11 protein-coding genes are annotated in these 13,203 nt (G+C 52.0%); 1 reads left to right on the top strand and 10 read right to left on the bottom strand.

What is annotated here, in order from left to right; translation table 11 throughout:
* Nucleotides 1–215: 215 nt before the first annotated feature.
* Entirely contained in the window at nucleotides 216–365 is a 150-nt protein-coding gene (locus tag R5L00_RS15965; RefSeq protein ID WP_411555567.1) for an SOS response-associated peptidase family protein, read from the top strand.
* 971 nt (nucleotides 366–1,336) lie between these two features.
* Here the strand turns inward: R5L00_RS15965 and R5L00_RS13780 are convergent.
* The 10 genes from R5L00_RS13780 to R5L00_RS13735 all read right to left on the bottom strand — a co-directional run bounded on the left by R5L00_RS13780 (nucleotide 1,337) and on the right by R5L00_RS13735 (nucleotide 13,201).
* A complete protein-coding gene (locus R5L00_RS13780) occupies nucleotides 1,337–1,720 on the bottom strand; it encodes a hypothetical protein (protein WP_317652378.1) in 384 nt (127 codons plus the stop codon).
* Between the two features lie 429 nt (nucleotides 1,721–2,149).
* Complete coding sequence (locus R5L00_RS13775) at nucleotides 2,150–3,001, bottom strand: alpha/beta hydrolase (protein ID WP_317652377.1); 852 nt, start codon at nucleotides 2,999–3,001, stop codon at nucleotides 2,150–2,152.
* A 396-nt stretch (nucleotides 3,002–3,397) separates the two neighbouring features.
* Nucleotides 3,398–5,074 carry an autotransporter domain-containing protein gene (locus R5L00_RS13770; protein WP_317652376.1) on the bottom strand — a complete coding sequence of 559 codons (1,677 nt, stop codon included), beginning with the start codon at nucleotides 5,072–5,074 and terminating at the stop codon, nucleotides 3,398–3,400.
* Nucleotides 5,075–5,546: 472 nt separating this feature from the next.
* Nucleotides 5,547–5,759 carry a hypothetical protein gene (locus R5L00_RS13765; protein WP_317652375.1) on the bottom strand — a complete coding sequence of 71 codons (213 nt, stop codon included), beginning with the start codon at nucleotides 5,757–5,759 and terminating at the stop codon, nucleotides 5,547–5,549.
* 420 nt (nucleotides 5,760–6,179) lie between these two features.
* Nucleotides 6,180–7,253, bottom strand: a complete 1,074-nt coding sequence (locus tag R5L00_RS13760) for a sigma-54 dependent transcriptional regulator (protein ID WP_317652374.1) — start codon at nucleotides 7,251–7,253, stop codon at nucleotides 6,180–6,182.
* Nucleotides 7,254–7,394: 141 nt separating this feature from the next.
* On the bottom strand, nucleotides 7,395–7,784 hold the full coding sequence (locus R5L00_RS13755) for a DUF4280 domain-containing protein (RefSeq protein ID WP_317652373.1): 390 nt from the start codon (nucleotides 7,782–7,784) through the stop codon (nucleotides 7,395–7,397).
* A 5-nt stretch (nucleotides 7,785–7,789) separates the two neighbouring features.
* Complete coding sequence (locus tag R5L00_RS13750) at nucleotides 7,790–8,128, bottom strand: hypothetical protein (protein ID WP_317652372.1); 339 nt, start codon at nucleotides 8,126–8,128, stop codon at nucleotides 7,790–7,792.
* Between the two features lie 142 nt (nucleotides 8,129–8,270).
* Nucleotides 8,271–10,139 carry an N-acetylmuramidase domain-containing protein gene (locus tag R5L00_RS13745; RefSeq protein WP_317652371.1) on the bottom strand — a complete coding sequence of 623 codons (1,869 nt, stop codon included), beginning with the start codon at nucleotides 10,137–10,139 and terminating at the stop codon, nucleotides 8,271–8,273.
* A 397-nt stretch (nucleotides 10,140–10,536) separates the two neighbouring features.
* Nucleotides 10,537–12,189 (bottom strand): DUF4157 domain-containing protein, encoded by a 1,653-nt coding sequence (locus tag R5L00_RS13740; RefSeq protein WP_317652370.1) that lies wholly within the window; start codon nucleotides 12,187–12,189, stop codon nucleotides 10,537–10,539.
* Between the two features lie 277 nt (nucleotides 12,190–12,466).
* The gene (locus R5L00_RS13735) at nucleotides 12,467–13,201 is read right to left on the bottom strand and encodes a hypothetical protein (protein WP_317652369.1); all 735 of its coding nucleotides are present in this window, start codon (nucleotides 13,199–13,201) and stop codon (nucleotides 12,467–12,469) included.
* Between the last annotated feature and the right edge of the window lie 2 nt (nucleotides 13,202–13,203).

Here is a 13,203-nt window from a genome sequence, read left to right as displayed (position 1 = left end):
GATGGAATGACGCAACGAAGGGCGATGGAGTGTCACTCTGAGTCGTATATCTCGTGCACGAGTGGGTCAGGAATAACCCAGCGAGGGTCAGATTTGATTTGTTTGCTCTGATCCGATTTAATTTCTGCTGAGCTATGGCAAAGCTAGGCGCACCTCTAGGGACGGATAAAAGCGATTTCGAAGAACCTCCGTGACCTTTGGAATCGAGGCTGCTTATGGGATGGGTACTTGTGCCTAATGGCCGATGGTTCGAATGGACCTTCGAGGAAGGTAGAAAGCAGCCTTGGTACTTATCCCGAAAAATGAATGAACCAATCTTCATGGCGGGCCTAGCCAACTTCCGACCGCCGTCCCCCAAGAAATGAAGTTGGATTCGTTGTAATTATTGAGGATGCAGAAGGCGGCATGGTAGACATACGCGAACGCAGTCAGTTGTATTAGAGCCAGACGACGCGCTCCGCTGCATGGACTGGAAACGTCAGTTGAGGAAGCGGCTCATGTAGCTCAGACCCGCTCCTTCCTTCTGCAGCATTCCAATGGTAGCGCGTAAACGCGAGGCGTCATCCTGCCCGATCCGGGCAATAACGGGCGGGATCTGTTAGAGCGGTGCCAGTTCACCATGTCTGAGAGCAAAACGAAAATGAGTGAAACGAAAAAAGCTGAGTTCACCAAACGGCGCCCGGCACGAGTCCGATAATTGTCGGTGCTTGGCCAAGTGGGACTGCCCACCGGCTGAGATCCAGCAGGGCGATGACGTGGCACCGGTCTGATCAATCGTTTCTTCGTACCGTGCGGCAATCCACGGATGCCCCTGCAGCGTAAGGCGGTCATGACATTTCAAAAGCCCCAACTGCCATGCTTGGCAAGCAAGTCCTTGAGATCGTCGAAGCGATAGGTGATGTCTCGAATGGAATAGGAGTAGGCCATATTGGAAACTAGCTAAGATCTACCCACCGCTGACGTGGGACTCATGGGTCTAGCTGATGAAGATGAAGGCGGTATGGGGGCCTACGGGGGAACTGTGGGTCGAGGGGTAAATCCTGACAATCTTCGCGAAATCACATGTCTGGAGCAGGAGTTGTTGGTTTCAACTTAAAGTATCAGGGAGTAGCCGGATATCGCCAAACCGGGAATGGAGTGGTAGGTAAAAGCTTAAAGACTGCCGGCGTCGTTGGTAGGAGTGAAAGCGAGGCTGGCGTTATGAGCGTGCTGGTAGAAGATGGGGGAAGACATACCTGAACCTCCACGGGCTTATTTTGAGGTCTGACATCTTCTTAAAGAACTATCACGCTGGTGTTTACCATTCCAGTGTGAACATCAGGTACGGATTGCGAGGCTAGTGATCTGGATCATCCACATTGCTAGGGGATTCACCAAGCGACCACGCAAGTAGAGCGAAAAATATTAGACCGAGGATAAAGCACACAGCCACAATTGTCGCGTTCAAATCGATCGGAATATTTAAATTCCCTCTCTCCATATATATGTCTTTAATCTGTGCCGCATCCTGAGCCAAGTATGGCAAGGAGCCCATCAAATTCGCGCCGGCAATGATGGAAACGAGGAAAAACCCTATTGAGGTTCCTGCGAAGCGTTTGCTTCGTGGGTCTAGCCGATCGGAAAGCTGCTTTCCCACGAGCGCAATGCCGGCACTTTGCATCGTCAAGAGATAGTTCATCCAGTCCTTAAGTAAGTCGATGGCATGAAGTACTCCTTCCATGGAAATGATCCCCTGATGTCCACAATATTGTGACCCCACCGATGGTGGTATATGCGATACGCGACAAGTTCCAGCACCTTTCAGCCCGCCGCCTCTAACGTTGGGTTAATGGACAGGTCTCGGGGACGTTGTAGGCATGATCGGGCGATTCCAATAATGCGGAAGTTGAGGGGCGCTTAAATTCTTTTCTTTACAAACGTCACAACTGACGAAATGAAGTCAACTGCCCTACTCGCTCAATTTATTGGCGTTCACGTCGGTATTGTTTATTACTTATGTGCATTTGGCGGCTTGCGCGTGCCATGCAAAGCCAATGTAATGAAAAAATATAGAGCACTTTATTAAGCTTTGGTCCTGGGTAATTCGCGAAAATCCATGGCTATCTACTTTTACTCCGGGTTAGTGAAGCGGAAGACAACGATTTTTTTATCATTTTCTAAAAATCCAATAGGGCCCCCTTCTTGTCTTGATTTTTTCGAGACCAAATCGATCATCAGCTCTGCGGCCCTCCATAATCACGTAGAACATATCTGCCAGAATGGACCTCCGTTCCGCGTAGTATGAATGACCTATAAAGCTCGTATCCGTATTCGTTGCATCAATCGTTTCAATTCCTGGAGCTATTACCAATCCCCTTCCCGAGTCCCCTGCTCGTGGATAGCCATTGACTTTTTTTGACATCATCAGCGCCAGGTCGTTAGAGGACGCGTACAGCGTAACAGGACGTCCCCAAACAGCGAATGCAGGGGCAATGTCTCTCCGGAATACTTCTGCATCAATATCGGGTGCGGTAAGAATGATCTCCCTGAGACGCTCTTTGAGATAAGGCTTTTCGGTTAGCATAGCCGTAATAGCCTGTGTAAGCGCCCTGTTACCCATGCTGTGCGCGATCAGATACACGTCTTGAGCATCCGAATTCGCAAAAAATTCTTGAAGAAAATTTCGCAAATTTTTCTGAGACCACTCCATGGTCTGCCCATCTTTTGTATAGCCAAGCGGTGTGGGTAATCCTAGAGATGGCCAACTATAAAAGATGGGTGCTCCATCGAAACCCAGATCGTACGCTATCTGGGCGGTTCTTCTCGCTGCATCCTCGAACCTAACGTTGTAACCGTGGACAAAGACAAAAGCTTTCTTTCCGCGGGACGCTTTAATACGAGCAGCCACATTTGAGTAAAACTCTTTTTTTGGTTGCACCGTAACGCTCTGCAACATGACGTGTTTTGCGGGGTCTTGATGAAATTCCAATTTTAACAACGAAGGCGCTTCGAGCGCACCCATCCGATGGTCTCGCGGAATGCTAACCTCGCAAGTCCCTAGGGTGAGCCCCCCCGGGTTTCGTTGGATACTAAACACCTCGCTAGCGTTCTTGCTGTTCGAGAGCTTCCTATCCGTGGCAAAAAATACCTTTACCAAGGCGAACGCCGGTTCACCATGTTTTCCGGACCGTTGTTCGGGCTGTTTTTGGACTACCTCGTCAGGACTTTTCTCCTCTACAATCTCTACGAGCGGATCACCACGCTCCACCCGCTTTTCCTCCAACGTCTCACATCCCGCGATTAAGGAAAGAATTGCGATAACCGAAAAAAACCGAGCTGATATCATCGCTCCATCGCAGCAAAAGTTGAGCTTAGAGGCTGCGCGCACGGCTAGGGCTCCCTCCTACTGGGTAAAGTCTCAGAATGCGGCCCTGTAACTCGCGGTAGCCCAGTAGCTGGTCACTGGGCCTTGGGATGTGGCGTTGAGCAGAACACCAACGAAATTTTTCCCCAGTTTTCCCTCTATGCCCACTGCACCGCGAACCCAGTCCTGTTTATAGGCGAGGCCCGCGAAGCTGAAGCCCGCCCCATTCATGTCTCGTCCGGTGATATTATTACTATGTGCCTCAAATCGATGAGCGCCCTCTATCCGCCCGAGCAAGTTTATTCTTTTCGTCACCCCAATTACCGCATCCAGTCCGTACCTGGCAGTATTGACCTCATCCGAATGCTGGTCCCAATAAAATGGGGTAGTTTTGTCCATAAAGCCTTTTATACTCGTGTGGATATAGGTGTAGCTCGCGTAGGGCGTGAATCCCGTCTTTGATATCTTTACCGCATCAAGCCAGTCTGCGCGAACCCTACCTCCCAATGTTGAGACATCAGGATTAACCTCACCCGGAGAATAAAGACCGGTGGCCGTTATGTGAACTGTCGTCCCCGGAATCTTGGTGATGACTTCGGGAATCACGAAAGCGCCGCGTATCGTCGTATCGCCTCTAAACGCGTCGTTGTTCCCCCCCCATAGACCACCGGCTGAAACATTAAATTGTGCAAATCCGAAATTATGTGCAAAACGCATTTGCCCATTGCCGAGATTGCCGTTAATGCCCTGATGATCATTCCGCCCGCCGCTGCCAACAGCGCCCACGCTCGATTGCCCTGGAGAGAGCAATGTGCGCATCGGATTGCCATTGTTGCCCTCCATAATATTATCCGCGTTGAGAAAGACGAGCCAAGGAATCTGTGGGGGCGGCGGGACCACTGGGCCCGCTACTACAAACGTTGCGGTTGCGCCCAATGGATGGGAAACCATAAGGCCCAGTCGATGGGCGGTCGGCGCAGAGGTGTCGAGTTCCGTACTCAAAACAGAGGCTCCACCCGACACAGTCATAGCATTGCTGTGGCCACGTATGCTACTCCCGTCGGGCATGCGAATATACGTGTCGCATCGTTGGTCGCATCCCGGACCCAGTAGACCGTTCACGGTAACAATTTCTGTAGGGTCCGCTAGGGAGCCGCTGGGAGAAAAGTGTATGTTTACTGCCGTTCCCTGCTGTACAGCAAGGTCGGTAATAGAACCTCCGGTATGCGCATTTAAAAGCTCGATGTGACCGCTTCTTATTGAGGCACTAAAAGAATCGTTTGGGTTGGGGTCCAACTCGCCGTTGGAATTTATAAACGGGTGCCCGTTAACGCTAGTAACGGTTCCGTCAAGGGTGGACTCCAACCGATAAGCTTCCTGGAGCACACCGTTTGTAGTGCCCGGCCATGGAGACTTCTGCTCTCCCGTGGTTCCGGCACCTGGATTTAGGTATGGTACAGAAGTTGCTCTAATCTGAAAATTGTCCCCCGCGTTGAGTTGCCCATCATTTCCAAGTTCAACAAACATCATATACCGCTCTCCATTAGCGCTACCTGAGGGTTGAAATGCGAGTTGAGGCACTGAGACAAACGCTCCCGTAGGCGTGCCACTCTGGTCCAGATTTGCCCAAAGAAGTGTGTTTGACTGCTGCGGGAAAGATTGTGCCTGCAGTGGATTGAATACAACAACCCCTGCTAATGCCACTATCCAGTGGCCAAGCGTTTTATTCATACCAAAGCTCCCTCGAATTGGTTTCCGGCTGCTGATCGATGATTTTTTATTAACCCTCGGCTTACCCGTTTATATACAAGCTCAACAACTTTGCAAGCTTAGGAAAGCAGGAAGCGGGCCAATGAATAGGCCATTGAAACCAGAAGGAATTTTCTTGAGGGTGACTAACGTTGAGGTAAAATTTGACCCACGTATGCTCCGTGAAGATACCGTTGTATTACTTGAAACGTTCTTTTATCGAAGGACTAGACAAGAAAGTTCTAGAAATCGTCGGGGCGGATGCCAAGCATCGCTATAGTGTCCCGAAGATTAGGAACAGAATGAGGGAATGTGGACCAGCGGCGATTTGGATGTCGTAGGCCGACAGTCGCTTTAAATCACGAAAGCGGAGTTGAGTCCCGTTGAAACTTTTTTAGCAGTAGCGACAGGTATTAAGGGGAATTATTCGCCGAAGCCAATCCATGAACACGTCTTATTCGTCTGTGCTAGGAGGTTTAGGCGTGGCCAATCTGAAAATTTTCTTACCGCCTGTACTGATATATTCAACAACTCCCTGCTCCACCAGATCGTCCAGAGCCTTGCCGACATCCTCCTTTTCCATTTCATAAAGCCGGTGAGGAAGCCACCACTGAACTATCCCCTCCAACGTGTCAGCGGCCGAAGGGTGCGCATGAAGGTATTCCATGATCTCCTTGCGTAAATCAGGCGGTAGGGCGTCTGGAATCAAGGCTATGAATGTCCTGAATCGAAGGGGCAGTTAAGTTACAAATGCAGTAATGCGGTGTTTGGAGATGCCAAGCCGTAAGCTGATAAATATCATAGCACAAATCGTGCCATATTTTAGAGACGTAAATTATCCACAAAATCAATGACTTTCCAACTCTCGTGTTTTACTAATCCCTGAGCTCGTAAAAAGTTCCGACGCGAACGGGAAATGGCCCGGAGGTGAGCCATAAAAAGGATGAATGAGCGAGGCTGGACTGGAAGACGAGAATTTGAAGCCGCTTTACCTGCGCTTATCGCGGCCGACGATTGGGAGCGACGCCAGCGCCATCGTCTGCGCAACGTACAAATGGGGTAAAAATACCCCAGGGCGGGTTGGAAATCACAGGTGGCGTCCGGTAATGCCGTGTTTCTTAAGAAGTTTGCCGAGTGCGCGGCGTTCTTTACCTGCAAGCCGAGCGGCCTGACTGACATTCCCACGGGTGCGCTCCATTAGCGCGCCGAGATACTGCTTTTCAAATTGTTCCACCACGGCCAATTTTGCGGACGTGTATGTTCGATCACACAACTCGGCCGCAGCGTTATCGGCGGGAGCAGTCGGCTCGGGAGAGAGACTGGTGGACGGACAGGTCAGCCGCAAGATTGGATCGTCACAGATCACTGCTTCTCTGAAAATGAGACCTTCGAGTTCCCGAATATTGCCAGGCCACGCATATCGATTAAACCAGTTACAACTATCCTGATCGATTTTGGTTGCACTGCAGGGGAATTGAGCTTTGCATCGGCCGAAGAAGTGGTTGGCCAACAACATCGCGTCATTGTCTCGTTCACGCAGTGGTGGCAATTTCAATCCAAGGATTCGCAATCGATATAATAGATCAGGACGAAAGGCACGCGATGCTACAAGTTCATCCAGGCGGCTATTTGTCGCAGCAATAATCCGCACATTTACTTTTCGTTCAACTCGAGCTCCAATTGGGCGGTAACTCCCGTCCTGGAGGAAGCGTAGTAATGCCACTTGTGCTCTTGGCGTAAGGGCATCTACCTCGTCGAGAAAAAGCGTACCCCCAGCCGCGGTTTCTACAAGCCCCGGTTGGTCCGTTCTCGCATCCGTAAAAGCACCTTTCACGTGTCCGAAGAGTTCACTCTCGATCAGGCTGTCCGAAAATGAACCGCAGTTGATGGGCACGAAAGCATGACCGCTGCGATCACCACGATAATGTATGGCACGGGCCACCATCTCTTTTCCGGTTCCCGTTTCTCCTTCCAAAAGGACAGGTGCGTTTACTTTGCAAAGTTTTTCTAACAGAAGAAGCATCTGATTGAAGGCTGAAGAGTTGCCCAACAGGGTAAAACTGTTCTTCCCAGTGGCAACTGCGGGTATTTTTCTTAAGGTACCGAGGTACGATTTCCGTTCACCGGATTCATTGCAAGTATCAAATTCGTCTTGACTCATGTCTCGCTCTTGGGGAATTTTTTTCCTTTTTCTTCGAACTCGAGATTATTAGTCTCGAGCACAAGCAGGGTTGTTGAGCCAGCTTCTAGATTTTCGAGGTATTCATCGGTGCGGCACCGAACAGACTTTCAAGTCGCTTGCTTAAAGGATGAGTTCAGTAAATTGTCCCGGCATGGCTACGTTTATTACCCCACCCCACATGCAATTGAGGGTACAGGTATTATCGAGAGAGGGCTGCTTTCCCAGCAGAACCGTTGGCGCGCCAGCCACCCATGGACTAACCGTCACGGGGATGCATGGCTGAGGCGTGAGTATGCCCAACGCTGCAGTGGTCGCGGCGGCTACCATCGGATTCGCTATGCTGAAGCAAGCGCCGAATGGCGAGACATTCACGAGGGGTTGATAGTCCATGATAGTCGCAGCAGGCTGGCCGCTTGTCATCATCCTGTTGACGGGCAGCACAGTCAGTTGTCCCGGCGCAAGACCAAAGCTGCACTTCAATGCAGCCCCATTGCAGACATGTTGTGGCATGTGTTTTACCTCACGTTGAATGTCTCGGTGTTTGTGTCCGACTTTCCCGACCCGGCATTTAAATGGATAAGTACTGTGTGTTGACCCTCATCAAGGCGGCCCACGCTTAGGTAGGCGATTTCTCGCTCGCCGGGGCCAAGCTCTTTGGATTCCCAGTTCGCCACAAAGGTATCGTCCAATTCCACTCGCACGCTGGCGTTGCCGCTATTAATGCCGACGTTTAACACTTCAAAACCGATTCTCGTCCCCGATCCATGATGCGGGATCACGTGGCGATCCGGATTGTCCGCAGGGTCCGGCATCGCGTTCACCCCCTTGCCAACCAGCTCAAATATTGCAGACATACTCTGCCCTTTTTACGTTAATAAACATGACTTCAACATAGATCATGAAAGCCGCAAAAGCGAACCGAGGGAGAACCGGTTCCGCGCGGACTGGTCGGCTGCCCATCCTGATATCTTGCTCAGGAAAACGAATACAGAGCTTCTACGAAATGACATGAAGCTTGCCTGTGGTTACGCGCCTGTAAGCTTCCGCTGCGCTCGTGATTTTGGCGGCATAGGTAGCCGCCTGTCCAGTCCCGTTATACCCTCGAGCGACAGCAAGGTAGTCGCCCCGAGCTAGAGCTTGTTGAAGATGGTTGGTACGAATAAAATCGAAAATTCCCGTCACCTGAGGCCGCTCAGATCGGTTAAAGGACGCGGCCATGTCGACCGCGGAGTCATAGCCGCCCACGTGCGCATTGAAGCCCATTATCTGCCCGGCTCCCCATGATGCTGACCTGTAGGCGGGCTCTTTGCCACTCAGGCCGGCAGCGAACTCCATTACGCGCCACTCCTGCTCCTGGCTGCGGTGGCATTGCTCCCACGTCCCCGTGGGGACGTCACGGAAACGATGTTGGGTAAACCGTTTGCCGCCGCGCGCTCGATCGAAATCGAAATGCGCATTGAAGTCGGCAACATGATGTTGTCCCCATTCGTTCCAGAACACGTGGTTTTCGAAACGTATAATCGCCCTGCCGGTAGCTTCGCTGAACGTTTCTCCACCGGATTCCACCTTCATGATCCCGGCCGCGGCATGGGTGGGCACACCGAGGTCATGAGCCTGTTCTTCTATCAACTGTCCCCGCAGGTTATAGATTGAAGCCATTGCGCGGTTGAGGCCAATTAGCCCTTCGAGGTCGATTACGTCGTTCGCTTGCATGTTTGTCGCCGTCCCCAACAGATCGGCGATAATATCGGTAAACTTGGCAACATCTGCAGCGGGGGCCTCGGAAAGCCTAGTTTGCAGCTGGGCCAGCATCGCGCGAGGGAGTGCCCGAAGCATGCTGGTAGCCCCTACCCGGGACTTGCCGGCGAGCAGGGCCCAGACACCCGCAAACGAGCCCGCTCCTGCGTTGCAAATAGCGTCGAGTATCTCAAGCCCCGCGGTACCTCCTTTCTTTTCTCCCCAGGCTGCCGACCTTAGCCCCGACTCCAGTCTTGGCCTGTCGAACCGACCCTCGGCATCGCCTATGTGGGTGAGGAGCTTCTGGCGCACGTCTTTGCCACACAGGCGAAGCACCTCCTGCATTTCCGCAGGATCGAGGCCGTTCAACATCCAGAACGCGCCTCTTGGCGAGGGAGGGCCGGATTGACCTTCTGGAAGAGATACAGAAGGGTCACTGAAACGCCCCAACGCAACCTGAGCCTTAACGAAATCGGCCTTCAACTGAGCGCTAGTCTTCGTCTTGGCAGGTGCTTGGCGTGCTCGCGGTTTACGCGCGAGACCCGTTTGCTGCACAGTGTGCGTTACCTCATGCGCAAGCAGGCGCTGGCCCTCCGCGCTCCCCGGGTTGTACTGACCTTCGTTGAAATGAATGTCGGCTCCAGTCGTATAAGCGCGCGCGCCTATGGCTTTATTGGCCTCGATGGATTGCGGACCCGTATGCACCCGCGCGGCACTCAGATCTACCCCAAGCCCTTGCTCGAATTTTCTGCTTAAACGGGAAGGTAGGGGCTGGCCGGCTGAGCTGCGGTTGGCGGAAACCGCTTCCTCTGCATGGGATAAAACGCCATTCGCGATTTCATCTTCTGCCGTTCGTGAAGCGGCGATCGTTTGGTCAGTTTTTTTGTCTTCCCTATCTTCTTTCTCCGAGGATATTTGAGCGGACGAACTGGCTATTCTCTTCACAGAAACGGGCTGCGCCAATTCCTGTTTGTCCTTTTCCTCCTCTGGAACCGCTTCTCTTTGAGCAACCGGTTGCGTCGACTCCGTCGGCATCCTCATGATGCGATCTGCCACCTGGTCTGCTTCCTGCTCGTGCGGATCTTCCGGATAGCTTACCTCCAGCTTTGCCTGGATAATCCGCTGCACAAAGCGGTTCCCGTGCGCTCGCTGCAAACGCAACAAGGCGGCCGTGATCCCCTTACCCCGATACTGCTGTGCCAGGTTCCGCGCTACGGCTCGCGCTGGTGAACCCGGATAGCGACCAAACTTGTAATTATTGGTCGCCGAAGCTAGTTTAGTTTTTATAGCTAACTCCTCAGTTATTTTGGGGCCTTCCGGGTGATTTCGGGTAATTTCAGTAGATGCGTTGTCTTACTCAAAGATTCGGTTATCCCAAGCTGGCATGATGTACTTGCTTCGCCTGTGTTCGTTTAGCAGCCCTATAAACGCTTTCTGCCAATAGTTGGCACAGACCTAAATTCTCGCAAGGGGAAATTTCGGCCTTAGGTGCTTGTCCTTACTATCATGCCGCGCTCTTCAATCTTCACTTTGATGGTCCGAACTGGTGTTCCTCTGCCATTTTTTCGGCCTTTTCCAGATATTCTTTCTCTCCTGCCATCTGAGCATTGCGTAGCCCGCCATGAAGTTCACTATCGATGACATTTTCGGATATTGTCTTCTGCGATCTGGTCATTCCTAACTGGAACGTCGCCTTACCCTTCCACGAGCCAAAAGCTGCCATCATCGCCTTGAGCACGTTACGATGTAGTGAGGTTTGATGGGGATCGCGAATTCCGAGCATACTGACAGCCGTATCAATGTTGCGATCACTGCCGATCTTAAGTAACTCCCACACACCTTTATCGGTAGCCGCCAGCTCATTGAGCTGAACGGGAATGCGGCCGTTGAGACGAACAATTGTAGCTGACATGGCGTTTTTGATCTCTTCAGAGAGGCTGTGCACCGAAGCTTTAAGTCCCAGCTTTAACGCGCCGCCTTCCTCTTTGATCCCGCCCGCGACAATAGCCTTTCCTCCTCCTACCACGAGACCTGCCGTAATACCAACGAAAGCCGCAGGTGGAAAAGCGCCACCAATGACAGCGCCGACCGCTCCGACAAGAACCGGCACCAAGTCTAAGGTTGAGGATGGATCAAGATCCATTCCGTCAATTTCGACAATAGCGTAGCTCTTAAAACTGTCGACTGCCATCATTACCTCGGTCTTCGTTGTCTCAAGATAGCCGATAGCGCGCGTTCGGGCGGCTGCAATATTCGTCATCACCTGCTGAGTCTCTGGGTCGGCTTTGTTCGCGGAGAGCTTGTCTTCGGGTATGTGGATGACGTTAGGGTCCTTACCAGAGATCCTTTCTTCGGGCATGTTCACGACGTTAGTGTCTGGCGCTTCCTGTCGTTGCAACTTACGTGTTCTCTGTGGTGATGTTATACCAGCTGTTTGCTGCATCGTATGCGTCACCTCATGTGCGAGCAGTCGCTGTCCTTCCGAACTTTCTGGATCGTACTGACCCTGATTGAAATGAATATCGCTGCCGGTCGTATACGCACGAGCGCTAATTGCGTTACTGGCCTCAATGGAGCGTGGCCCCGTATGCACCCTGACGGCGCTGAGATCAACTCCCAGTCCTTGCTCGAATTTGCGTTGAAGATTGGAAGGCAAGGGCTGGCCGGTGGAATCTGATGCTGCAGAGACCGCTTCCTCTGCGTGAGGTAAGACGCCGTTCTGCTCTTCATCCTCTTCGACCCTTGCCGCGGTGATCGTTTGGTCAGGTTTCTCTTCTTCTTTTTCTTCTTCCTGAAGGGGCATCTGATCGGACGAAACAGGTACTCTCTTCACAGCGACCGGTTGCGCCAATTCCTGTTTGTCCTTTTCCTCCTCTGGAATCGCTTCTCTTTGAGCAACCGATTGCGTCGACTCCGCAGGCATGCTCATGATCCGATCCGCCACTTGGTCTGCCTCCTGCTCGTGCGGATCTCCGGGATGGCTCACTTCGAGCTTTGCCTGAATAACTCGCTGCACAAAGCGGTTTCCATGCGTTCGCTGCAGCCGCAGCAATGCCTCAGCGGCACTTTTACCTGATTTATAACCCAGGGCCTGCTGTTTGGTCACCGACTCCTGCTGATGACCCGGGGCAGGGGTGGTCTTATCGTTACTGGGGGGGGGAACTGTTTTCGTTTGCATGATCGTTGCTCCGTTTGCACGGCCGTTGGTGCGTCTTATTCGCCTCGTCTATTGCTTTGAACAAGCATTACATCCGCTTCAATCAATTCAACTTACTCAAGCCCAATCCGATCCGTCGACATCTAATCGCAAACTGATCTGCATATTGTTTGACTTTTCTTATTCAAAGGTTTACTTACCGGCGCGTTGCTTGCCGGGCCGCCGTGCGCCACCATCTTTTTGCTATGGCCTAGCTGCCAGAACTAAAATCACGAACTCCAATAAATTCCCCTGGAACTCAATAGGCGGACGAAACTTTTGCCCAAACAAACCATCCTCCGCCTTTAGCATGCGAGTAGTCGACATCCAGTACCTGCACTACCTGCTTCTCTTTGGCCACGCCGGTTATCGGAGCCGATGCCCGGGAATTGGATGGGCCATCTGCGCGCAAGTACGCGTCGGTCCGGATCTTGAGTTTTGCACCCTGTTCAATTGGCGCGGGGACAGGATCTACTGTTTGGGGTGACCCGGGCGCCCAGGCCGTCTTGTTTTCAGTTACCCTGCCGAGAAACATCCATCCGGAATTAACAACCGCTGAAGGAGCAATCTTGGCAACGAATTGCTGCTGCGTTGCCAAGCTACTTTTCAAGGTTTGGTCTGCCTTGGTAAGTTCGGCACGCGACGCCTCCGCAATTTCACCCATATTTTTTACCTGCAACTTCAAGCCCGGATCAGTTACGTTCTTCTCCAGCTCATGGAGATGCTCGATCAGGTCGTCATAATTCTCGGTTGCCTTCTCGACGGTCTGTCCAATGTCCTTGGTCTGTTCTGCTACAGTCTCTGCCTGCGCCCTCCACATCAGTCCGCCAAAAGATCCTTCAGTAAAGCCCGCTTTGCTCAACTGCTCTCTCATCATATCCGGGGAAAAAAGCAAGAGAAGAAAAAGGATGAAGAGCACACTGTCCCTTAGAGTGGAAACAATGTCCTTGCCAATCGAAACGGACGTCTCGAGTGAGCCTTTATTAGTCACCACGA

The sequence above is a fragment of the Nitrosospira sp. Is2 genome (assembly GCF_033095785.1).
Classification (GTDB): domain Bacteria; phylum Pseudomonadota; class Gammaproteobacteria; order Burkholderiales; family Nitrosomonadaceae; genus Nitrosospira.
Note: the sequence above shows the minus strand (reverse complement) of the source record. Positions and strands in the feature narration are given on the sequence as shown.